This window comes from Streptomyces sp. NPDC092296 (assembly GCF_044755465.1).
GTDB lineage: Bacteria > Actinomycetota > Actinomycetes > Streptomycetales > Streptomycetaceae > Peterkaempfera.
In genome coordinates this window covers 219359-241742 of sequence record NZ_JBIVRB010000004.1, presented here as the reverse complement: position 1 = coordinate 241742, position 22384 = coordinate 219359, and the positions used below count along the sequence as shown (strand labels likewise).

The window sequence follows — 22384 nt, the reverse complement described above, 5'->3', positions numbered from 1 at the left end:
TGTCCGTACCGGAGGGCGGACGGCAGCCGCAGGTGACGGCCCGTCGGTTCCGGCCACTGACGGCGGTCGCCCTCGTGAGCAGGTGGCCCTGGGCTGTGGTCCACTTGGACCATGGATTCCTGGGCCACCACGGGCAGCGACCTGCTGCTCGACCTCGCCCCCGGCCCGGGGGTGCGGGCCGCGCTGGAGACGGCGCTGCGCGAGGCCGTACGGGGCGGGCGGCTGGCGCCCGGCAGCCGGCTGCCGTCCTCCCGGGTGCTCGCCCAGGACCTCGGCCTGGCCCGCAACACGGTCGCCGAGGCGTACGGGCAGCTGGTCGCGGAGGGGTGGCTGACGGCACGTCAGGGCTCCGGCACCCGGGTCGCGGAGCACACCGAGACCGCCCCGGCGGCGGCGGCCGCCCCGGCCCGGCCCGCCGAGCCCGGCGACCCGTCCGACCCGCCGCCGGGCGACCGGGGGAGCCCGTACAACCTGCGGCCCGGCAGCCCGGACCTCGCCCTCTTCCCGCGCGCCCGCTGGCTGGCCGCCGCCCGCCGGGCACTGAACGCCGCACCGCACCGCACGCTCGGCTACACCGACCCCCGGGGCCTGCCGGAGCTGCGCCGCGCCCTCACCGACTACCTCGCCCGCACCCGGGGCGTGCGCACCGACCCCGGCCTGATCGTCGTCTGCACCGGCTTCGTCCAGGCGGTCGGCGTGCTGGGCCGGGCGCTGGCCGCCCGGGGCGGCCGGCGCATCGCGGTGGAGGCGCTGGGCTACCCCGACACCCGCAAGGGCCTGCGGGCCGCCGGACTGGCCGTGGACCGGCTGCCGCTGGACGGCCGGGGCGCCCGCGTCGAACTGCTGGACGGCCGGACGGACGCCCTGCTGCTGACCCCCGCCCACCAGTTCCCCACCGGCGTGGCGCTGCACCCGGACCGCCGCGCCACCACCCTGGCCTGGGCCCGCTCCACCGGCGCGACCGTGGTGGAGGACGACTACGACGGCGAGTTCCGCTACGACCGCCAACCCGTCGGCGCGCTCCAGGGGCTCGACCCCGAGCATGTGGTGTACGCGGGCACCGCCAGCAAGAGCCTCGCCCCCGGGCTGCGGCTGGCCTGGCTGGCGGTGCCGCCCGCGCTGCTGGACGCGGTGGTGGCCGAGAAGCGCCTCTCCGACCACCACTCCCCCGTACTGGACCAGCTCACCCTGGCCGAGCTGATCACCTCCGGCGACTACGACCGGCAGGTGCGCCGTGCCCGGCTGCACTACCGCCGCCGCCGCGACCGGCTCACCGCCGCCCTGGCCGACCGGGCGCCCGACGTGGCCGTCACCGGGATGGCGGCCGGGCTGCACGCGGTGCTGCGGCTGCCGCCCCGGCTGGCCGACGAGGCCGCGCTCGCGGCCCGCGCCGACGCCGCCGGGCTGGCGCTGGCCGCCCTGTCGCACTTCCGCGACCCGGGCGACCCCGGGCCGTACCCGCCCGCCCTGGTGGTGGGCTACGGCAGCCCGCCGGAGCACGCCTTCGCGGCCACCCTGGACCGGCTGTGCGCCCTGCTCGCGGCGGAGCCGGGCGGCCCCGCTTGACCCTGCCCCTGGGGCAGGGCGCAGCGTACGGAACCACCGGACGGCAGGCGTCCGGGGCGGAGGATGCGCGCATGGACCCCCACCCGGACGGCGACCGGCTGCTGAGCATCGGCGAGTTCGCCCGGCGCTCCCGGCTGTCGCTCAAGGCGCTGCGGCTCTACGACCGGCTGGGACTGCTGGTGCCGGCCCGGGTCGACGTCGGCAGCGGCTACCGCAGCTACCGGGAGAGCCAGTTGGCGGTGGCCAGGCTGGTGATGCTGCTGCGGCGGCTCGACATGCCGCTGGCGCAGGTCGCGCAGGTGGTGGCGCTGCCGGGGCGGGAGGCCGCCGGGCAGGTCGCGGCCTACTGGGACGGGGTCGAACGCCGGATCGCCTCCCAGCGGGAGCTGGCGGTCCACCTCCGCATCACCCTGTCGGGGGACGAGAGGAGTCTGGGCATGTTCGACGTCCAGGAGCGCGAGGTGCCGGAGCAGCTGGTGCTCACCGAGCAGCGGGCGGCCCGGCCGGAGGAGCTGCCGGGCTGGATTCCGGCCGCCACCCGGCGGCTGGAGGAGGCCGCGCGGCGGTACGGCGGGGTGGTGGCGGCGCCGTTCGTCATCTTCCACGGCGAGGTCAACGAGGACAGCGACGGGCCGGTGGAGACCTGCGTGCCGGTGGACGCCGACCTCGTCCCGGCGGCGGAGCGGGCGGCGGTGCCGGGGCTGCGCCGGGAGGCGGCCCACCGGGAGGCGTACGTCCGGCTGACCAGGGCGCAGGTGGAGTACCCGCAGATCCTCTCGGCGTACGACGCGCTCGAGCAGTGGATCGGCGCACAGGGGCGGCGCTGCACGGGGTCGCCGCGCGAGGTGTACTTCGCGGACTGGGGAACCACCCTTCCGGGTGACCAGGTGTGCGACGTGGCGTTCCCGATCGAGTGAACGGGACGCCGTACGGGCAGCGGCCCGCCGCCCCCGGCCGGGGGTGGCGGGCCGCTGCCTGCTGCTGCTTGCTTCGGGCGCGGGGTGGCTCAGATCAGGCCGAGCGAGCGGACCGCGTCGCGCTCGTCGATGAGCTCCTTGACCGAGGCGTCGATCCGGGCGCGGGAGAAGTCGTTGATCTCCAGGCCCTGGACGATCTCGAAGCGGCCGCCGCTGGTGGTGACGGGGAACGAGGAGATGATGCCCTCGGGCACGCCGTACGAGCCGTCGGAGACGATGCCCATCGAGGTCCAGTCGCCCTCGGCGGTGCCGTTGACCCAGGTGTACACGTGGTCGATGGCGGCGTTGGCGGCGGAGGCGGCGGAGGAGGCGCCACGGGCCTCGATGATGGCCGCGCCGCGCTTGGCGACGGTCGGGATGAACTCCTCGGCCAGCCACTTCTCGTCGTTGACGGCCTCGGCGGCGTTCTTGCCCGCGACCTCGGCGTGGAAGATGTCCGGGTACTGGGTGGCGGAGTGGTTGCCCCAGATGGTGAGCCTGCGCACGTCCTCGACGGTGGCGTCGAGCTTCTTGGCCAGCTGCGCCACGGCCCGGTTGTGGTCCAGGCGGGTCATCGCGGTGAAGCGGTCGGCCGGGACGTCCGGGGCGTGCTGCTGGGCGATCAGGGCGTTGGTGTTGGCCGGGTTGCCGACCACCAGCACCTTGATGTCGTCCGCGGCGTTGTCGTTGATGGCCTTGCCCTGCGGGCCGAAGATGCCGCCGTTGGCCGAGAGCAGGTCACCGCGCTCCATGCCGGCGGTACGCGGGCGGGCGCCGACCAGCAGGCCGACGTTGGCGCCGTCGAACGCCTTGTTGGCGTCGTCGGTGATCTCGATGCCGCGCAGCAGCGGGAAGGCGCAGTCGTCGAGCTCCATCGCGGTGCCCTCGGCGGCCTTGAGGCCCTGCGGGATCTCCAGGAGGCGCAGCTTCACCGGGGTGTCGGCACCGAGCAGCTGCCCGGACGCGATGCGGAACAGCAGCGCGTAGCCGATCTGACCGGCCGCACCGGTGACGGTGACGTTGACGGGAGTGCGGGTCATGGTGTGCCTTCTCCAGCTGATGCCTGAGGGGGTCAGTTGCGCCGACTGGTCGGTACCACCCGCCCGGAGGGTGGGGGCGGCACTCCCACCATGCCGGACCCTGATCGATCTCTCGACTTCGAGAGAACCACCGTCAGGCTATCCCAGGACGGAATGCGGCGGGGGATCGACCCGGTCCTCGGGCGGGAACGGGGGCTGCTGCCCGGGGTGGGGTGCTCGTTCGGGGGTGGGGCGCCACCCGGGGCGGATGGCGGCGGTCGGATACGGCGCACTACCGGATGGGGGGGCTGGTCGCGCAGTTCCCCGCGCCCCTGCCGGGCACGGACCCCGATACGAGGGTGGGGCGCCACCCGGGGCGGATGGCGGCGGTCGGGTACGGCGCGCTACCGGATGGGGGGCTGGTCGCGCAGTTCCCCGCGCCCCTCCCGGGCCGGGGCGCGGTCAGGAGGGGGGCCAGGCGCAGGCTTGGGTGTCGTTGATGGTGCCGCAGGCGCGGGTGTGGGTGGGGTCGGAGGTGGTGAGCATCGGGCTGCGGGTGCGGGGCCAGGCGGCGGCGAGGACGGTGCCGTCGTCGCCCTCGACGGCCAGGCCGCCGGGGAGCCCGCCGGGCGGGCCGCCAGGCGCCAGTTCGGCCCAGGCCGCCCGGCAGCGGGCGCTGTAGCGGAGCTGGACCGTCCGCCCGTCCACCCGCACCGCCGCCGCCGTGCGGGCGTCGTGGGAGCAGCCGGTGGTGTACGGGTCGCGGCCCTGGCAGCCGTCGGCGCGGCAGACCGGAGCCCGCAGCACCGCCGGGGCGGCCCGGACCGCCGGGGCGCGCAGTACCGCCGTGCCACGCCGGGGGGTGCTGGTGTGCAGGCCGCCGAGGGTGGCCGGGGGCCGGGTGCCCAGCAGGGAGCGGACGACATCCCGTACGGTCCGGGCGGCGGCGCCGCCGTCGACCGGTCCGAGCAGGCAGAGCAGTGCGGCGACCACCATGGCGGCCACGGCGGGCAGCAGCGCGGCGGGGACCCGGCGGCGCTGGGCGGCGGCCGGGTCGGCGGACGGCAGGTCGCGCCAGGCGGAGAGCTGCGGGTCGACCTGCGGCGGGGTCGACGGGCCGGGTGAGTCGGCGGGAGCGGGCAGGTCGGGCAGCGCCTGCCGGGCCGGTCCGGCGGTTACCGCCGCTGCCGGGCACGCCGTGTGGCACGCCGCCGCGATGTCCCGTCTGCTGCGTTCGGCCAGGCCCCAGAGGGCCAGCAGCCGGGCCGCGTCGGCGCCGGTCAGCCGGCCGATCGCCTCGACCGCCTGGCGCGGCGGGAACTTGACCCCGTTGAGGTAACGCTGCCAGGCCGACTTGCTGTACGGCGTACGGGCGGCGAGTGCGACCAGGCTCAGACCGCTGCGGTCCTTGAGTCGGCGCAGCTGCACGACCAGGCGGTGCAGATCCGGATCGAGCGTGCCGGGCAGCGGCTGCCAGCGCCCCATGTCCCATCCCCGTCCCAGGTTTTCGGTGGCCGCCGGGCATCCCCGCTGGCCGATGGGCTGGGATTCCCACTTCGTCCCAGTTTCCTCCTCCTGAATACCCGCTCCGCAGTCGCTGGGCAACTCTGGGTGATGGGTGCAGCGCCTCGAAAGCCCCACGGGCCTCCGAGGGCCGATCGCGCCCCGGAAGGGTGACCTTCCGCAATCAGCAGCAAAGGAATGGTGAACTTCATGTCCACGCACTCTGTAGGCAAGCGCCTGGCAGTCACCGCCGCCCTGGTCGCCGCCGGCTGGGGCCTGGTCCTCGGCCCGGTGTCGTCCGCCGACGCCGCGGTCCCCGCCAAGCCGGCCGGCCAGTCGGCCGCCGCCGCCCACTCCGAGCACTCGCGGCACGAGGCACACGCCGACCACTTCCGCCACGAGCGGCACGGCCGCCGCCACCACCACCGCCACGACCGCCGCCGCCACGACCGCCGCGACGACCGCCGCCATGACCGCCGCGACGACCGGCGCGACGACCGCCGCCACGACGGGGGCCGCGACGGAGGCCGCTTCGGCCGTCGCTGACGCTCGGGCCGGAAACGGCCCGGTGCCCCGCTCCTCCGCTGTGGAGGGGCGGGGCACCGCACCGTGCCGGCGGTCAGGCGGCCGGCTCGCGCCGGAGGTTCTCGGCCACGGCGTCGAGGAACTCCTCGGTGGTCAGCCAGGGGGCGTCCGCACCGATCAGCACGGCGAGGTCCTTGGTCATCCGGCCGCCCTCGACGGTCCGGACGCAGACCCGCTCCAGGGTGTCCGCGAACGCGACGACCTCGGGGGTGCCGTCCAGCCTGCCCCGGTGGGCGAGACCGCGGGTCCAGGCGAAGATCGAGGCGATCGGGTTGGTCGAGGTGGGGCAGCTCGGTGGCGCGGTACTGGTCACCGAAGGCGTGGCGGCCGACGACGATCGGCCTGGTCCAGCCCGGGACCAGGCGCGGCACGTTCCCGACGATGATCGGTTCGCGGAAGACCACGCCGCCCAGCAGGTTGCGGATGGTGCCGTTGGGCGACCGGTGCATCTTCTTGAGGCCGTACTCCGCGACGCGCGCCTCGTCGGCCGTGATGGTGGCGCACTTGATGCCGACGCCGTCCAGCTCGACGACCGGGTTGGCGACCTTGACTCTGGCCATGGCGAGGCACCCCTCTCAGCGGCGGGTCATTTATCTCGTGGTCAAGATACTCGCCATCGAGATACTTGTCATCGAGATGAACGGCGACGACCGAGCCCCCGTCCGCACGCACCTGGCGTTCGAACGGGGGCTCGGTCGTCGGTCGGACCCGTGGGCCCAGTTCGGACCCGTACGCTCAGTGATGGCGCCCCAGCAGGGCGGTCACCCGGTCCAGGACCGGGATGTGAATCCAGGGGTCGGGCTGGCCCATCAGTGCCAGCAGCACGATCGCGCCGCCCAGCACGCAGAGCACCGAGACATCGGTGAAACGGCTGCGTACGGCGAGCATCCCCACCTCACGCAACAGCAGCCGCAGCAGCGCGCCCAGCAGCAGCGCCCCGCCGACGGCGAGCGCGCCGACCCGGAAGCCGTCCGAGGTGGTGAGCACCAGCCCGGCGGCGACCACCAGGGTCACCAAGCTGATCGGCCACTGCCCCAGCGGGCGGGACCGCCCGGCCGCGGCCGCCGCCCCCTCCGGCGGCAGCGTGCCCGTGGTCTCCAGCGGCGGCCGCCGCCGCGACCGGCTCCGTACGACACCCATCGGCGTCCCTCAGTTCCGCGTGATGCCGGCGGCGCGCTCGGCCGCCTCGACGATGTTGGAGAGCAGCATGGCCCGGGTCATCGGGCCGACGCCGCCGGGGTTGGGCGACAGCCAGCCGGCCACCTCGGCGACGCCCGGGTCGACGTCGCCGACCAGACCGGCCTCGGTGCGGCTGACGCCGACGTCCAGCACGGCCGCGCCGGGGCGTACGTCGTCCGGCTTGACCAGGTGCGGCACCCCGGCGGCCGCCACGATGATGTCGGCGCGCCGCAGCTCGGCCGACAGGTCGCGGGTGCCGGTGTGGGTCAGGGTGACGGTGGCGTTCTCGGAGCGGCGGGTGAGCAGCAGCCCGATGGAGCGGCCGACGGTCACACCGCGCCCGACCACCACCACGTGCGCGCCCTTGGTCTGCACGCCGTGCCGGCGCAGCAGTTCGAGCACGCCGTTGGGGGTGCAGGGCAGCGGGGCCTCGATGCCGAGGACCAGGCGGCCCAGGTTCACCGGGTGCAGGCCGTCGGCGTCCTTGGCCGGGTCCATCAGCTCCAGCACCGCGTTGGGGTCCAGCCCCTTGGGCAGCGGCAGCTGAACGATGTAGCCGGTGCAGGCCGGGTCGTCGTTGAGTTCGCGGACCACGGCCTCGACATCGGCCTGGGTGGCGTCGGCCGGCAGCTCGCGGCGGATGCTGGCGATGCCCACCTGGGCGCAGTCGCGGTGCTTGCCGCGTACATAGGAGTGGCTGCCCGGGTCGTCACCGACCAGGACGGTGCCCAGGCCGGGTGTGACACCCTGCTCCTTGAGCGCCGCTACGCGGACGGCGAGTTCGGACTTGATCGCGGCTGCGGTGGCCTTGCCATCGAGAATCTGGGCGGTCATACCTCCATCCTCGCGGATACCCGGCGCTGACCGTGCATCCGTCCACCGTTCCCGTCCGGACATGACCCGACACCAAACGGAACGTAGTGATCCGGTTGCGATTGCGCCACGGTTCCGTCCGGGCGACGCGCAGTGACTGGACAGGCCCACACCGCCCCGATAACGATGGGCGCGGACAACGTCCGCCGCACCCCGGGCCCGCGCGTGGCGCTCCCGGCGCCAGCGGGGGAGCCAATCGGGGGAGAACAGTGAGCAATCCGTACCAGACGCCGCCGCCTGACCCGTACGGCGGACAGGCCGGCCAACCCTACGGCGCCCCGCCGGCCAGCGGGCAGCAGCCGGGGTACGGACAGCAGCCCCCCGGCTACGGCGGCCAACCGCCGTACGCACCGCAGCCACCGTACGGGCAGCAGCCACCGCCCGGGTACGGCGTGCCGTACGGCCGGCAGCCGGGCTACGGCGGGCCGGTCCCGTACGGGCCCGGTGTGACCACCGGCGAGCCCAACAGCCTGGCCACCGCCTCGGTGGCGCTCGGCTTCATCAGCGTGGTCGTCTGCTTCTACGGCGCCGTGCTGGCCCCGGTCGGCCTGGGGCTCGGCATCGCGGGGGTGAACCGCGCCCGGGTCACCGGGACGGGCCGCTCCACCGCCATCGGCGGCATCGTGCTGTCGACGCTGGCGATCCTGATCGGCATCGCCGCGCTGGTCTTCTTCGTGGTGCTGGACAAGAAGTCCAGCCTATGACCGCCCAGGCTCCGGGGCACACCGCCCCGCCGCCCGACCGCTGGTGGACCCGGGCGACCCGGTCCCGGTACGGCGGGCCGCTCCAGGTGCTGCTGCGGGTCGGCGGCGTCGGCGTGGCCGCGCCGGCGGTCGCCCGGCTGCACCAGGCGCACGACCCGGGGGCGCTCTGCCTGCTGCGGCGGTTCACCGGCATCCCGTGCCCGGCCTGCGGCTCCACCACCGTCTTCATCGAGGCCGGCCAGGGCCACTGGGTGGCGGCGCTGACGGCCAATCCGTTCACCGTGGTGATCGGTCTCGGACTGCTGTTCGCCCCGCTGGGGCTCGGCCGCCGCTGGTGGTCGGCCCCGGTGCGGCAGCGGAACGCGGTGATCGGCGTCGTCGCGGCACTGTCCTGGTGCTGGCAACTGCACCGCTACGGGATCGTCCTGTCATGACGGTCCGCTAATCTCCGGTCCCGGTCGGCTGTCCCAAACCGCCCGCCCGTCCCGGATGTCCTGTCCCATCACCTCCCGCCAGGAGACGACCGTGAGCTACCCGCCCGACCCGAACAACCCCTACGGCCAGCAGCCGCAGCAGCCCGGCTACGGCGCTCCCCAGGGCCAGCCCGGCTACGGCTACCCGCAGCAGGGCCAGCCGCAGCAGCCCTACGACGCGGCGGCCTACGGCTATCCGCAGGGGCAGCCGCAGCAGCCCGGCTACGGCGGGTACCCGCAGGGCCCGTACGGGAACGCGGCCAATGTGCAGCCGTTCTACGCCGGTTGGGGCTCCCGGGTGGTCGCCCGGATCATCGACTGGATCGTGGTCGGCATCATCCCGACGGTCATCCTGATGGCGATGCGGCCGACCGTCACCGTCGACGCCACCGGCACCCACACCAGCGGCGCCGGGCTCTACTACCTGCTGAGCTTCGTCTTCGCCTTCGCGGAGATGGCCGTCATCGCCTGGATGAAGAGCTCGATGGGCCAGTCCCTGGGCCAGAAGGCCGTCAACATCGGCATGGTCCGCGAGGTCGACGGCCAGCGGATGGGCTTCGGCATGGCGTTCGTCCGCGAGATCTGCCACATCCTCGACGCGATCTGCTGCATCGGCTTCCTGTGGCCGCTGTGGGACGCCAAGAAGCAGACCTTCGCCGACAAGATCATGGGCTCTGTGGTCGTCAAGTCCCAGTGACGGCAGCCCCGCTGCCGGCTGGTCGGCCCGCGTCCCCGCCCGGGGGCGCGGGCCGTCCGCATATGCCCCACCCCGACCCCAGCGATCCGGAGAAGCCCGTGAGCAGTCCGCCGCCCGCACCCGACAACCCCCGAGCCCAGCAGCCCGAGTGGGCCGCCCCGCAGCCGGACGCCGGCTACGGCTACCCGCCGCAACCCGGATACGGCTACCCGCAGGTCCCACCGCAGCCCGGGTACGGCTACCCGCCGGGCGACCCTTACGGATACGGCGCCCAGGTGGCGCCCGGCTACGCGGGGTGGGGGTCGCGGGTGGCGGCGACGCTGCTCGACGGGCTGTTCGCCGGCATCGTGCCGATGGTGCTGCTGGGCATCGGCTTCGCCGTCATGTTCAACTCCGTCCTCGATCACTGCGACGCCGACGGCAACGGCTGCGACAGCACGGGCAGCGGCGGCATCCTGGCCGGCTACCTGCTGATGATCGCGGCCGCGGTGGTGGCCTTCGGCACCACCCTGTGGTTCACCTACCAGGAGGGCACCACCGGCCAGACCCCGGGTAAGCGGCTGGTCAACATACGCGTGCTGCGGGAGGTGGACGGGCAGCCGCTGGGGTTCGGCATGGCGCTGGTGCGCCGGATCTGCCACGCGGTCGACGGCGCGGTGTGCTACCTCGGCTACCTGTGGCCGCTGTGGGACGCCAAGAAGCAGACCTTCGCCGACAAGATCATGGGCACCGTGGTCATCGGTTCCGGTTCCCCCGGGCCGCGACCCCTGTGACGGGCCCGGTACGGCCGAGCGGCCCGGACACCCCCGGTGCGGGGGCGTCCGGGCCGCTCGGTCCGGACGGTGCTCGGTCGGAAGACGTACTCAGTGGAAGAAGTGCCGGGTCCCGGTGAGGTACATGGTGACGCCGGCCTCGCGGGCGGCGGCGATGACCTCCTCGTCCCGGACCGAGCCGCCCGGCTGGACGACCGCCCGCACGCCGCCCTCCACCAGCACCTGGAGGCCGTCCGCGAACGGGAAGAAGGCGTCCGAGGCGGCGAAGGAGCCGACCGCGCGCTCCCCGGCCCGCTGCACCGCGAGCCGCGCCGAGTCGACCCGGTTGACCTGGCCCATCCCGACGCCGACGGTGGCGCCGTCCTTGGCCAGCAGGATCGCGTTGGACTTGACCGCCCGGCAGCACCGCCAGGCGAAGACCAGGTCGGCCAGCTCCGCCTCGGTCAGCGCCTCGCCGGTGGCCAGCGTCCAGGTGGCCGGGTCGTCGCCCGGGGCGTCGATCCGGTCGGCCTGCTGGAGCAGCACCCCGCCGCTGATCGGCTTGAGCTCCACCGGCGCGGACGGGGCACCGGGGGCGCGCAGCACCCGGATGTTCTTCTTGCGGGCCAGGATCTCGACCGCGCCCGCCTCGTAGTCGGGGGCGACGATCACCTCGGTGAAGATCCCGGCGACCTGCTCGGCCATCGCCGCCGACACCGGACGGTTGACCGCGATCACGCCGCCGTAGGCGGACACCGGGTCGCAGGCGTGCGCCCGGAGGTGGGCCTCCGCGACGTCGGCGCCGGTGGCGATGCCGCACGGGTTGGCGTGCTTGATGATCGCGACGGCGGGCCCGGCGTGGTCGTACGCGGCGCGGCGGGCCGCGTCGGTGTCCACGTAGTTGTTGTACGACATCTCCTTGCCGTGCAGCTGCTCGGCGTCGGCGAGGCCGCCGCCCTGGCCGTCGGTGTAGAGCGCGGCGGCCTGGTGCGGGTTCTCGCCGTAGCGCAGCACGCTGCGGCGCTCCCAGGTGGCACCGGCGAACGCCGGGAAGGGCTGGTCGTCGGGGGCGTACCCGGCGGCGAACCAGGAGGCCACCGCGACGTCGTACGCGGCGGTGTGCGCGAACGCCGCACCGGCCAGCCGCTTGCGGGTGGCCAGGTCGAAGCCGCCCGCCTCGGCGGCGGCCAGCACATCGGCGTACCGGGCCGGGTCGACGACCACGGCGACCGACGGGTGGTTCTTGGCGGCGGCCCGGACCATCGAGGGGCCGCCGATGTCGATCTGCTCGACGCACTCGTCCGGGGTGGCGCCGGACTCGACGGTCTGCCGGAACGGGTAGAGGTTGACCACGACCAGGTCGAAGGGCTCGACGCCCAGGTCGGCCAGCTGCGCCCGGTGCGATTCGAGGCGCAGGTCGGCCAGGATGCCGGCGTGCACCCGGGGGTGCAGGGTCTTGACCCGGCCGTCCAGGCACTCCGGGAAGCCGGTGAGCTCGGCGACCTCGGTCACCGGCACCCCGGCGGCGGCGATCCGCCCGGCGGTGGAACCGGTGGAGACCAGCTCCACCCCGGCCGCGTGCAGGCCCTGGGCCAGCTCCTCCAGGCCGGTCTTGTCATAGACGCTGACCAGCGCCCGGCGGATGGGGCGTACGTCTTCGGAGGTGGGGGGCGGCGTGCTACCGGCGGCGGTCATGCAGGGGTCCGTACCTTTCGTCCCTCGATGCGGTGGCCTTCGCGGGCCAACCGGCCCACGACGTCGACGAGCAGGGTGCGCTCGACAGTCTTGATGCGCTCGTGCAGCGCTTCCCCGCCGTCGGCGTCGTCCTCGTCGCGGACCTCGACGGCGGCCTGCGCCACGATCGGACCGGTGTCCACCCCGGCGTCGACCAGGTGGACCGTGCAGCCGGTGACCTTCACGCCGTACGCCAGCGCGTCGCGGACACCGTGCGCGCCGGGGAAGGACGGCAGCAGGGCGGGGTGGGTGTTGAGGATACGGCCCTCGTAGCGGGCCATGAACTCCTTGCCCAGGATCTTCATGAAACCGGCCGACACCACCAGGTCGGGCGCGTACGCCTCGGTGGCGGCGGTGAGGGCGGCGTCCCAGGCGGCGCGGTCGGCGTGGTCCGGGACGCGGTGGACGAAGGTGGGCAGTCCGGCCCGCTCGGCGCGCTCCAGACCGGCGATGCCGTGCCGGTCGGCGCCCACGGCGGCGATCACCGCGCCGTAGGCGGGGTCGGCGCAGGCGTCGATCAGCGCCTGGAGGTTGGTGCCCGAACCGGAGACCAGGACGACCAGACGGGCCGGGCCGGGGGTCGACGGCGGGAAGATCAGGGCGGGGGGCACAGCGGCGGCCACTGCTCGGTTCTCCGAATCCGTTGCTCGGTGCGCCCCGGTGCGGCTCCGGTCGCGGCGGGGCGCCGTACTCCGGTGGGAGCGGCCCCCGGGCGGTCGGACCCGGGCAGGGGCAGGGGCGGGCTGGCAGACTGGACGGTCGGGGGTGAGGAGTTCCCGGCGTTCCGGGTTCGGCGGGGGTACGGCGTGGAGGTACGGCGAGGTTGCCCCGCCGCACTGCGGGGCCTCGGGAACCCGTGGGCACTCCCAGCCGTCACCACGATAACGGCACGTCGGAGGGGGTCGGCACCTCAGGACTGGTGCAACGCGCGTAGACGAGGTAAGGATCTCGCTGTCCGGGCACGCGTCCGGCAGCAGCACCGCCGACGGGCTCCGGCAGGTCGGCGGGCCCGCCGGACAGCCGGGACACAGGGCGGGGCACCCCTCCGGCGACGGCTGCGAGATCATAGGGGCAGTCGGCCCACCAGGTCGGCGCGGCGGGGCACGGCGACCACCGGCACCGGACACCGACCACCGGGCAGCGACCACCGACCACGACGACCGGGGAAGACGGACGGACTACTGATGAGCAGCGGCAACAGCACGGGCGAGCGCGACCCCTTCGCGCCGCCGCCGGCGGACGCCCCCGACCGGCCCTGGCAGCCGCGCGCACCCCAGCCGCCCACCGGCGGCCCGGGGCCCGGCCGACCCGCGCAGGGCGGCGACGCCGGGGAGCCGGACGACGGCTCCTCCCCCACCCGGCCTCCGGCGGCCCCGCCGCACCCGCCCTCCTGGCCCGCCTTCGGGCAGGAGGGGCCCAGGGGCCCCGGCTGGCAGGGGGGCCGGGGGCCCGGCGGCCCGTTCGGCTCCCAGCAGCCGGGCGGCCCGCAGCAGCGGTACGACCCCAGTGACCCGGTGCTGCGCCGGGCCCGGTACGCGTTGCAGGCCGGGATGTGGGGCATCTTCTGCATGATCTTCAACCTCCCGTCGCTGGGGCTGCTGCTGGGCGCGCTCGCCGTGTACTGGGGCATCGCCGCGCTGCGCGGCACGCCCCGGGAGCCCAAGGCGGGCGACCAGGGCCAGGGCGCGGTGGGCCAGGGCGCGGTGGGCCGGAGCGGGGTGGGCCGGAGCGGGGTGGGCCAGGGCAGCGTGGGCCAGGGCGCGGTGGCCGGGCGGCCGGGCGGCGGTCCGGCCGCGCCCCCGCCGCCGGCCGGTCAGCAGCCGGTACCGCTGCCGCCACCGGGCTGGCCCGCGCCGACCCCGCCCCGGCCGCAGGTCCCGATGGCCCTCGGCGGCCTGGTGACCGGCGGGGTGGCGCTGGCGATGGTCGCGGCTTCCTGGGGCGTACACCTCGCGTACAAGGACTACTACGACTGCATGTCCGACGCGCTCACCCAGAAGGCGCAGCACAGTTGCAGCACGCTCAGCCCCGACTGGCTGCCCAAGCCCGCCTCGCTCGGCCTGGGCCGCTGACGGCTCCCGGCCCCACGGCAGCACGGCCCGTCCCCGCGTCGGCGGGGGCGGGCCGTCGCGTCGGCCGGGGCCGGGGGCGTGGCCGGGCCGGGTGGGTTCGGGGCCGGGTGGGTTCGGGGCCGGGCGGGTGGAGCTTTGGGCATGGTGGAGCCGGCAGGCCCGACGTGGTGTCGGACCTGCCGGCCTCGTTTACCGGTGTGGGCGCCTACCGGTGTCGGCTGAGGGAGGGTTCGATGTCAGAGCCCGAACCCGCCGAAGCCGCCGAGCCCGCCGCCGAAGCCGCGCTCGCCGAGGCCCCGCCCGCCGCGCCGGTGGTCGTTGCAGCCGCCGCCGAACAGGGTGCTGATGAAGTCGTCCTCGCAGACGTACCAGGACTTCTTCTCCCAGCTGCGGAAGTGAACCTCGCGGCCGTGCTCGTGACCGCGCCTGTGGTGCTCACCCTCGCAGCCACAGTCGTCGCCCCGGCCGCGGTCGCCGCCGCCGCCGTAGCTGCCGTGGGCGCCGTCGTTGCCGTAGGACGCCGCCGTGGCCGTGCCCGCCATCGGCAGGACGGCAGCCGCAGCCGCCAGAACCGAGACCGCGGCGATACGCGTGATGCGCTTGGACATGCAGATGCACCTCTGAAATGAGTTTTCGGATCCCCGAGCAATCACCACGTAATCAGCGGATTCCCGACCCCGCGCCCTGACCTTCTGCCAACCGGCCCAATCCGCACCCGTTCTGGCCGCCTGTCACCCTGGCAGCCCCACACCGGGTGCCCGCCGCATCGGCCGGCCCTAACGTCGGGGTGCGCGATGCGCGCACCCCGGAGCGGGCGACTTCTCCGGAAGCCGGTGTCCGGCCGTCCCGCACGGCTGGGCATCGGCAGCCCGCCCATGCCCTGGCGCCCATGCCCTGGCGCGGAGGATCAGGCGCGCGGATCAGGCGCGCGGGTCGCCCGCGCGAGTCACGCGCGCGGGTCGGCCGGGCGGGAGCGCGCTGCGGGCGGCCTGCGCAGCAGGTGCCGGACCAGCAGGGCGCCGGGCAGGCCCACGGCGGCGGTCCAGCCCGCTGCCGCCGCGCCCACCTGCCACGGGACCGGGCCCAGCGCCGCCAGCCGACCCGTGCCCAGCGCGCCGCCGGAGGCGGCGGCGCAGGCCGCCAGCGCCAGGCCGGTGGCCAGCGCGGCGGCGAGTGCGGCGGTGGCGGTGGCGACGGGGTGCCACGGTTGGGGGTCGTGGTGGGGGGCGGCGGGGTCGGTGGGGTGGTTGGGGTCGTTGGGGTCGTCGGGGTCGTCGGGTCTGCCGCCCGCCGCCGCCCGGCCCAGTACGGCGGCCAGTGCGACTCCGGCCAGCGGGGGCAGGGCGAGGGCGGCCCAGCCAAGCGGACCGGCCGGGGCGGGGCCGGGCAGCGCGGCCAGCAGCGGGAGCCGTGGGGTCTCGCCGAGTACGGTGCCGTGCGGCGCCACCGTACTGCCGGTGCCCAGCGTGAAGCCCGGCCCGAGGGCGTACGCGGTGGCCCACACCACGGCGTCCGGGTAGAGCGCCAGGCAGAGCAGCAGCAGGCCGGTCAGCCCGGGGAGGTCCGGGGCGAGCGACCGCGCGGTGTGCCCGGCGGCGCCGCCGTGGATCAGCAGCGCCGTACCGAGCAGCAGCGCCCCCGCCCCCAGCAGCGCGGCGCACCCGGCCACCGCCGCCCGCAGCACCGGGGCGGCCCCGCCCGCCGGGAAGGCCCAGCCGGGCAGCGACCGGGCGGCGGAGCGGCCGGACGGGTCCCGCCAGGGCCGGGTGGCCGACCAGAGCCCGGCCGCCGCTCCGGCCAGGGCCACGGCGGCGGTGGCGGCGAGCGCGGGCAGCGGCCGGGCGCGCAGCAGGCCGGCCCCGGCGGCGAGCAGCACGGCTGCGGCGGCCACACCCAGGTAGCCGCCGCAGAGGGCGAGCAGCGCGGTGGCGACGGTACGGGCCCGGGGCCGGGCGGCGGGCTGCTCGCCGGCCGGGGTCGACAGCGCCCGGCCGGTGTACGCCCCGGCGCGGTACAGCAGGCCGAGGACGGCGGCGGTGATCAGCAGCGGGGCGATGCCGACCGGCGCGGTCGCGGCCTGCGGGCCGGTACCGGTGGTGCGCAGCAGCTCGGCACCGTGGGCGAGCAGCCAGAGCGCGGCGGAGAGGCGGAAGGCGCCGACAGCGCCGAGCTGGACGTACGGGGTGACGATCCAGAGCAGGAACAGCGGCACCGCCGTCAGGGCCAGACCCGCGAGGGCGGCGGCGGCCCCGGTGGCGAGGCCGACCGGGAGGGCCGGGCACCGGGGCGGACCGACCACCACGGGTGTCGGACGGGGGACCGGTGCCCGGGGGCCGATCAGGTGGGTCATGTCCGCCCATGCTGGCAGGGATGGGCGATTTGCTCAGTGAAGTGCGAGATGTTCGCCGTGTCGCAGATCATATGGCTATGCGTACATTTCCAAACCGCTGGCCGCTCTGGGGCGAGCCACCCGAGGACGAGCGGCGGCCCGGCGGGCCCGGCGGCCGCTCCTGGACACTGGCCGGGCTGCCGGCGGCCGTACGGGAGGCGGTGCGCAACCACCGGACGGACGAGGACCGGGCCGACTTCGACGCCCTGTACGCGGCGGCCGCCGAACCGCTGACCCGGACGGCCTTTCTGCTCACCGGGGACCGGGCGCGTGCGGTGGACCGGGTGGGCCGGGCCTTCGCCGCCGCCTGGGGCCGCTGGCCGGAGGTCGCGGCCGACCCGGAGCCGGAGCGGTGGGTGCGCAGGGCCCTGTTCGAGGACGTCCGCTGCACGCCGTGGCGCCGGTTCGGCCGCCTCGGGGGCGGCGGCCGGGAGCCGGACCGGGAGGGCGCGGACCGGGAGGGCGCGGACCGGCTGACCGAGGTGGACCGGGTGCTGCTGGCGGCCCTGCGGGAGCTTCCCGGGCCGCAGCGCGGGGCGCTGGTGCTGCATGACGTCCTGGGGCTGGACGTGATGGCGGTCGCGGCGCCGGACGCGGTCGGCGGCGACCCGGCGGCCGAGGGGTTCGGTGAACGGCTCGGCGGGCTGCTGCGGGCCGCCGCGCAGCGCGGCTGCGAGGCGCTGCCGCGCGTCCCGGCCGACCTGGTGCGGCGGCGGTGCGCCGTCCGCACCCGGGCCACCACCGGCGCGGCGGGGGCGCTGCTGCTGGCCGCTGCGGTGACGGGCCTGGCCACGGTGCTGGGGGTCGGTCCGTCACACTTCCTGCGGAGCCACGGGGATACCGCCGACCCGGCGCCGAGCTGCGCCCCGGCCGGACCGGTCGGGCTGGTCGGTACGGGCGGCACGGGCGGTGACCTGGGCGGGGGCGCGGGCGGGCTGCCGGACGGGTGCGCCCCGGGCCACTGACGCGCCGAGGGCGCCCCGATCGGGAGCCTTACGGTCCCGGGCGGGGCGCCCTCGGTCGGCTGTGCTTGCGGGGCTCAGCCCTGGATGAGCTCGCGCGCCAGGCGGGCGGTCTCGGACGGGGTCTTGCCGACCTTCACGCCCGCGGCCTCCAGCGCCTCCTTCTTGGCCTGCGCGGTGCCGGAGGAGCCGGAGACGATGGCGCCGGCGTGGCCCATGGTCTTGCCCTCGGGCGCGGTGAAGCCCGCCACGTAGCCGACGACCGGCTTGGTGATGTGCTCCTTGATGTACGCCGCCGCCCGCTCCTCGGCGTCGCCGCCGATCTCACCGATCATCACGATCAGGTCGGTGTCGGGGTCGTCCTGGAACGCCTGGAGGGCGTCGATGTGGGTGGTGCCGATGACCGGGTCGCCGCCGATGCCCACCGCGGAGGAGAAGCCGATGTCGCTCAGCTCGTACATCATCTGGTAGGTCAGGGTGCCCGACTTGGAGACCAGACCGATGCGGCCGGCCGAGGTGATGTCGGCCGGGATGATGCCGGCGTTGGACTGTCCGGGGCTGATCAGGCCGGGGCAGTTGGGGCCGACGATGCGGGACGCGCCGCCCTTGCTCGCGTTGTACGCGTGGAACGCGGCGGTGTCGTGCACCGGGACGCCCTCGGTGATCACCACGATGAGCGGCATACCGGCGTCGATCGACTCCAGCACGGCGCTCTTGGTGCCCGCCGGCGGAACGAAGATCACCGATACGTCGGCACCGGTGGCCTCCATGGCCTCCTTGACGGTGCCGAAGACCGGTACCTGGGTGCCGTCGAAGTCGACCTGCTGGCCGGCCTTGCGGGGGTTGGTACCGCCGACGATGTTGGTGCCGGAGGCGAGCATGCGGCGGGTGTGCTTCATGCCCTCGGAGCCGGTCATCCCCTGGACGATGACCTTGCTGTCCTTGGTGAGGAAGATAGCCATTGGTGTCGCCGTGTCCCTTACTTCGCAGCCGCGAGCTCGGCGGCCTTGTCGGCCGCTCCGTCCATGGTGTCCACCTGCTGCACCAGCGGGTGGTTGGCGTCGGTCAGGATCTGCCGACCCAGCTCCGCGTTGTTGCCGTCCAGGCGGACGACCAGCGGCTTGGTGACCTCCTCGCCCTTGGACTTCAGCAGTTCCAGGGCCTGCACGATGCCGTTGGCCACCGCGTCGCAGGCGGTGATGCCGCCGAAGACGTTGACGAACACCGAGCGGACGTCGGGGTCGCCGAGGATGATCTCCAGGCCGTTGGCCATCACCTCGGCGGACGCGCCGCCGCCGATGTCGAGGAAGTTGGCGGGCTTGACGCCGCCGTGGGCCTCACCAGCGTAGGCGACGACGTCCAGGGTGCTCATGACGAGACCCGCGCCGTTGCCGATGATGCCGACCTCGCCGTCGAGCTTGACGTAGTTGAGGCCCTTGGCCTTGGCCGCGGCCTCCAGCGGGTTGGCGGCGGCCTTGTCCTCAAGCGCCTCGTGGCCGGGCTGGCGGAAGTCGGCGTTGGCGTCCAGCGACACCTTGCCGTCCAGCGCGATGATCTTGCCGTCACCGGACTTGATCAGCGGGTTGACCTCGACCAGCAGGGCGTCCTCGGCGACGAAGACCTTCCACAGCTGCTGGAGCACATCCGCGATCTGGCCCGCGACCTCGGCCGGGAACTTGGCGGCGGCGACGATCTCGGCGGCCTTCTCCGGGGTGCAGCCCTCGTTGGCGTCCACGGTGATCTTGGCGAGCGCGGACGGGTTGTTGACCGCGACCTCCTCGATCTCCATGCCGCCCTCGACGGAGGCCATCGCCAGGAAGGTGCGGTTGCTCCGGTCCAGCAGGAAGGAGACGTAGTACTCCTCCTTGATGTCCGCGGTGGCGGCCAGCATCACCTTGTGGACCGTGTGGCCCTTGATGTCCATGCCCAGGATCTGGTCGGCCTTGGCCACCGCGTCCTCAGGGTCGGAGGCCAGCTTCACGCCGCCCGCCTTGCCACGGCCACCGGTCTTGACCTGGGCCTTGACGACGGCACGGCCACCGAAGCGCTCGGCAATGGCGCGCGCGGCCTCCGGGGTGTCGATGACTTCACCGTCCAGCACCGGTACACCGTGCTTGGCGAAGAGGTCCCTCGCCTGGTACTCGAACAGGTCCACGCGCGTCCGTCCTTGTTCGTGATCGCGATTGTGTGTCTGTGAGCGTGCCGCCGCGGGTCGTCGCTGTGGTCTTCGCGACATGAGGGGTACGCAGGAAACCTTGCGTCCCCATGTCGTTACTGGGCGCACACGTCGGCCGAAGCACGCGGCATGTCCGTCTCGCAGGTTATCCCCGTGGGCTTCCCAGGTTGGAACGGGGATGGACTCTTGACTGGTGAGAACCATCACAACGGGCGTGCGCCGCAGGTCGCGCGCCCCGGGGCGCGACGGGAATCACCACGGGAGACGGACAAACCCGCTGCGCGCTTGCTTTTGCCCGCACGCTCCGGAACGGTGGATCGAGTAACGGATCAATTACTCAGCGTAGTGGAAGCCGATGCCCAGCGCACTCCATCGCATCCGGAGCCGGCGGGACGACACGTCGCCCGACCACGACCCCGACCCGGAGCCCGACCCCGGTCCGCCCTGCTCATCGGGGCCGTCTGGTCCCGCTGGCCTCCCTGCTCCTTCCAGCCTCTCCGGTCCTGCCGGCCTCTCCGGTCCCTCCGGTCCGCTCGCCGCTGCGGACGGTGCGGTCGGTAGGGACGATATGGGTAGTACGGGCGGTACGGGCGGTACGGGCGGTGGGTGCGACCGGACCGCCGCACTGGAGGCGGCCCGCACCGCATGGCCGATGGACCGTCAGGCGGCGGCCTCGCTGCCCGGGGCCCCCGAGTCCGTCTCCACCGCCCGGAGCTTCGTCCGGGCCACGGCGGCCATGTGGCGGCTGGGTGAGCAGCTGGTGGACGACGCCGAGCTGTGCATCTCCGAACTGGTCGGCAACGCGGTCACCCACACCGACAGCCTCCGGGTGCACTGCCGCATCTGGAGCGCACGGCAGGTGCTGTTCCTGGAGGTGGACGACGAAGGGCGGCTGCGGCTGCCCGCCGTCGGCCGCGCGAGCGAGGACGACGAGCACGGCCGGGGCATGCTGCTGGTGGACGCCTTCGCCGACGCCTGGGGCACGGCACCCCGGGCGGGGGTGTCCGGCAAGACGGTGTGGGCCGCACTGCCGATGCCGGTCCGGGGCACGGCCTCCTGACCGGCGGCGCCGGGCCGGGCCGGTGACGGGCCGGGCTCGGTGACGGGCCGGGCTCGGTGGACCGGTCCGGCGCCCCCGGTCAGTGCGGGCCGGTCAGTGCGGGCCGGTCAGTGCGGGCCGGTCAGTGCGGGTCGGGTATCGGCAGTGGGCGTCTCTCCAGGGCGGCGGCCATGATCTCGGGGAAGAGGTCGGGAGTACAGGCGAAGGCGGGTGCGCCCAGGGCGGCCAGCGCCGCCGCGTGGTCCCGGTCGTACGCCGGGGCGCCCTCGTCGGAGAGGGCGAGCAGCGCGACGAACTGCACCCCGGCGGCCTTCATCGCGGCCACCCGCCCCAGCATCTCGGCGCGGATGCCGCCCTCGTAGAGATCGCTGATCAGCACCACGACGGTCTCGGCGGGCCGGGTGATCCTGGTCTGGCAGTAGGCGAGCGCCCGATTGATGTCGGTGCCGCCGCCGAGCCGGGTGGCGAACAGGACATCCACCGGGTCGGTGAGCTGCTCGGTGAGGTCCACCACCGAGGTGTCGAAGACGATCAGCCGGGTGCTGAGCGACCGCATGGACGCCAGCACCGCGCCGAAGACGGCGGAGTGCACCACCGAGGCGGCCATCGAGCCGGACTGGTCGATGCAGAGGATGACGTCCTTGCGGACCGCCCGCCCGGCCCGCGCATAGCCGACCAGCCGCTCCGGGACCACGGTGCCGGCGGTGCGGTCGCCCGAGGGCGGCAGGTAGTTCTTCAGATTGGCCCGGACGGTGCGGTCCCAGTCGATATCCCGGTGGCGCGGGCGGTGGGTGCGGGCGCTCCGGTCCAGCGCGCCGCCGACGGCGGCCCGGGTGCGGTCGGCCAGGCGGCGCTCCAGATCCGCGACGACCTTGCCCACCACGGCCTGGGCAGTCTCCCGGGTGGTCTCCGGGAGGGCGTGCCGCAGCGAGAGCAGCGTGCCCACCAGGTGGACATCGGGCTCGACGGCCGCCAGCATCTCCGGCTCCAGCAGCAGCCGGGACAGGCCGAGCCGATCGATGGCGTCCTGCTGCATCAGCTGCACCACCGAGGTGGGGAAGTACTCCCGGATGTCACCGAGCCAGCGGGCGACCTGCGGGGCGGAGCCCCCCAGGCCCGCGCTGCGGGAGGAACCCCCGCCACTCCCGGCCGGCGCCCGGCCGTCCTCGCCCCGGTAGAGCGCGGCCAACGCCCGGTCCATCGCAGCGTCACGACCGGTGAGACGGCAGCCGGTACCGTCCTGCTCGCCCCCCAGCACCATCCGCCACCGTCGCAGCCGCTCCTGACCGGCGGAGCTGTCGGCGGGGGCGGTGACGGCGCTGCCGACACCATCGACCGCGTCCAACGGGCGGGCCGCGCGGCCGGGGGTGGCGTCGACGGTGCCGACCGGGCGGGCGCTGCCGACGGCCCGGACAGCTGACACGGCAGTGACGGCGGAACCAGCCATGTCGATCGAGGCGGTGACGCGAGCACTCCCCACGGCCCGGCCGAGGGACGCCGGACGGACGCCGACGGACGGACAGGCACCGTCGGCACGGCTGACAGCGGCAGGGGCGGCGACCGGGTCAACCACCGGGCAGGCGCTCCCAACGGCCCGGACAGCTGACACGGCAGTGACGGCGGAACCAGCCATGTCGATCGAGGCGGTGACGCGAGCACTCCCCACGGCCCGGCCGAGGGACGC

21 protein-coding genes and 1 pseudogene are annotated in these 22384 nt (G+C 74.7%); 10 read left to right on the top strand and 12 right to left on the bottom strand.

From position 1 onward, the window contains the following. The first annotated feature begins 111 nt into the window (after positions 1-111). Complete coding sequence (locus ACIQGZ_RS14150; RefSeq protein WP_402601751.1) at positions 112-1566, top strand: PLP-dependent aminotransferase family protein; 1455 nt, start codon at positions 112-114, stop codon at positions 1564-1566. 71 nt (positions 1567-1637) lie between these two features. Beyond that, positions 1638-2483 carry a MerR family transcriptional regulator gene (locus tag ACIQGZ_RS14145; RefSeq protein ID WP_402601750.1) on the top strand — a complete coding sequence of 282 codons (846 nt, stop codon included), beginning with the start codon at positions 1638-1640 and terminating at the stop codon, positions 2481-2483. Between the two features lie 89 nt (positions 2484-2572). Here the strand turns inward: ACIQGZ_RS14145 and ACIQGZ_RS14140 are convergent, their stop codons facing one another. Beyond that, the gene (locus tag ACIQGZ_RS14140) at positions 2573-3562 is read right to left on the bottom strand and encodes a malate dehydrogenase (RefSeq protein WP_402601749.1); all 990 of its coding nucleotides are present in this window, start codon (positions 3560-3562) and stop codon (positions 2573-2575) included. A 441-nt stretch (positions 3563-4003) separates the two neighbouring features. After that, the gene (locus ACIQGZ_RS14135; RefSeq protein WP_402601748.1) at positions 4004-5026 is read right to left on the bottom strand and encodes a DUF2690 domain-containing protein; all 1023 of its coding nucleotides are present in this window, start codon (positions 5024-5026) and stop codon (positions 4004-4006) included. A gap of 228 nt (positions 5027-5254) precedes the next feature. Here ACIQGZ_RS14135 and ACIQGZ_RS14130 point away from each other — a divergent pair, with 228 nt between their 5' ends. Then, complete coding sequence (locus ACIQGZ_RS14130) at positions 5255-5590, top strand: hypothetical protein (RefSeq protein WP_402601747.1); 336 nt, start codon at positions 5255-5257, stop codon at positions 5588-5590. A gap of 73 nt (positions 5591-5663) precedes the next feature. Here ACIQGZ_RS14130 and ACIQGZ_RS14125 read toward each other — a convergent pair. The 3 genes and pseudogenes from ACIQGZ_RS14125 to ACIQGZ_RS14115 form a co-directional block, all read right to left on the bottom strand. Continuing rightward, positions 5664-6159 (bottom strand): annotated as a pseudogene (locus ACIQGZ_RS14125) (hypothetical protein); the annotation flags it as partial. A gap of 205 nt (positions 6160-6364) precedes the next feature. Beyond that, entirely contained in the window at positions 6365-6769 is a 405-nt protein-coding gene (locus ACIQGZ_RS14120) for a DUF3017 domain-containing protein (RefSeq protein ID WP_402601746.1), read from the bottom strand. A 9-nt stretch (positions 6770-6778) separates the two neighbouring features. Next, complete coding sequence (locus ACIQGZ_RS14115) at positions 6779-7642, bottom strand: bifunctional methylenetetrahydrofolate dehydrogenase/methenyltetrahydrofolate cyclohydrolase (RefSeq protein ID WP_402601745.1); 864 nt, start codon at positions 7640-7642, stop codon at positions 6779-6781. Between the two features lie 248 nt (positions 7643-7890). Here ACIQGZ_RS14115 and ACIQGZ_RS14110 point away from each other — a divergent pair, with 248 nt between their 5' ends. From ACIQGZ_RS14110 to ACIQGZ_RS14095, 4 genes are all read left to right on the top strand, one after another. Beyond that, positions 7891-8385 (top strand): hypothetical protein, encoded by a 495-nt coding sequence (locus ACIQGZ_RS14110; RefSeq protein WP_402601743.1) that lies wholly within the window; start codon positions 7891-7893, stop codon positions 8383-8385. Further along, positions 8382-8819, top strand: a complete 438-nt coding sequence (locus ACIQGZ_RS14105) for a DUF2752 domain-containing protein (protein ID WP_402601742.1) — start codon at positions 8382-8384, stop codon at positions 8817-8819. The genes ACIQGZ_RS14110 and ACIQGZ_RS14105 overlap by 4 nt, the downstream gene beginning before the upstream one ends. A gap of 91 nt (positions 8820-8910) precedes the next feature. Beyond that, positions 8911-9555 carry an RDD family protein gene (locus ACIQGZ_RS14100; protein WP_402601740.1) on the top strand — a complete coding sequence of 215 codons (645 nt, stop codon included), beginning with the start codon at positions 8911-8913 and terminating at the stop codon, positions 9553-9555. A gap of 98 nt (positions 9556-9653) precedes the next feature. Further along, complete coding sequence (locus ACIQGZ_RS14095; RefSeq protein WP_402601739.1) at positions 9654-10328, top strand: RDD family protein; 675 nt, start codon at positions 9654-9656, stop codon at positions 10326-10328. Positions 10329-10418: 90 nt separating this feature from the next. Here the strand turns inward: ACIQGZ_RS14095 and purH are convergent, their stop codons facing one another. Both purH and purN read right to left on the bottom strand, forming a co-directional pair. Beyond that, entirely contained in the window at positions 10419-12002 is a 1584-nt protein-coding gene (purH, locus tag ACIQGZ_RS14090) for a bifunctional phosphoribosylaminoimidazolecarboxamide formyltransferase/IMP cyclohydrolase (protein ID WP_402601737.1), read from the bottom strand. Next, positions 11999-12664: a phosphoribosylglycinamide formyltransferase gene (purN, locus tag ACIQGZ_RS14085; RefSeq protein ID WP_402601735.1), complete on the bottom strand. Its 666-nt coding sequence runs from the start codon at positions 12662-12664 to the stop codon at positions 11999-12001. Before purN ends, purH begins: the two co-directional genes overlap by 4 nt. Before the next feature lie 561 nt (positions 12665-13225). Here purN and ACIQGZ_RS14080 point away from each other — a divergent pair. Then, positions 13226-14113 carry a hypothetical protein gene (locus ACIQGZ_RS14080; RefSeq protein WP_402601734.1) on the top strand — a complete coding sequence of 296 codons (888 nt, stop codon included), beginning with the start codon at positions 13226-13228 and terminating at the stop codon, positions 14111-14113. A 236-nt stretch (positions 14114-14349) separates the two neighbouring features. Here ACIQGZ_RS14080 and ACIQGZ_RS14075 read toward each other — a convergent pair whose 3' ends face one another. Then, positions 14350-14721: a hypothetical protein gene (locus ACIQGZ_RS14075; RefSeq protein WP_402601733.1), complete on the bottom strand. Its 372-nt coding sequence runs from the start codon at positions 14719-14721 to the stop codon at positions 14350-14352. A gap of 338 nt (positions 14722-15059) precedes the next feature. Further along, positions 15060-16463 (bottom strand): DUF6350 family protein, encoded by a 1404-nt coding sequence (locus tag ACIQGZ_RS14070; RefSeq protein ID WP_402601732.1) that lies wholly within the window; start codon positions 16461-16463, stop codon positions 15060-15062. Positions 16464-16540: 77 nt separating this feature from the next. Here ACIQGZ_RS14070 and ACIQGZ_RS14065 point away from each other — a divergent pair, with 77 nt between their 5' ends. Next, positions 16541-17467 carry a hypothetical protein gene (locus tag ACIQGZ_RS14065; protein WP_402601731.1) on the top strand — a complete coding sequence of 309 codons (927 nt, stop codon included), beginning with the start codon at positions 16541-16543 and terminating at the stop codon, positions 17465-17467. Between the two features lie 74 nt (positions 17468-17541). On the opposite strand, the gene sucD is transcribed toward ACIQGZ_RS14065, so the two are convergent. Together sucD and sucC are read right to left on the bottom strand one after the other, a co-directional pair. Next, entirely contained in the window at positions 17542-18426 is an 885-nt protein-coding gene (gene sucD / locus ACIQGZ_RS14060; RefSeq protein WP_402601730.1) for a succinate--CoA ligase subunit alpha, read from the bottom strand. 17 nt (positions 18427-18443) lie between these two features. Continuing rightward, positions 18444-19619 (bottom strand): ADP-forming succinate--CoA ligase subunit beta, encoded by a 1176-nt coding sequence (sucC, locus tag ACIQGZ_RS14055; RefSeq protein ID WP_402601728.1) that lies wholly within the window; start codon positions 19617-19619, stop codon positions 18444-18446. 673 nt (positions 19620-20292) lie between these two features. On the opposite strand from sucC, the gene ACIQGZ_RS14050 reads away from it, so the two are divergent. Next, complete coding sequence (locus tag ACIQGZ_RS14050; protein ID WP_402601727.1) at positions 20293-20700, top strand: ATP-binding protein; 408 nt, start codon at positions 20293-20295, stop codon at positions 20698-20700. A gap of 121 nt (positions 20701-20821) precedes the next feature. Here ACIQGZ_RS14050 and ACIQGZ_RS14045 read toward each other — a convergent pair whose 3' ends face one another. Next, on the bottom strand, positions 20822-21961 hold the full coding sequence (locus tag ACIQGZ_RS14045) for a VWA domain-containing protein (RefSeq protein ID WP_402601984.1): 1140 nt from the start codon (positions 21959-21961) through the stop codon (positions 20822-20824). Positions 21962-22384 lie beyond the last annotated feature (423 nt).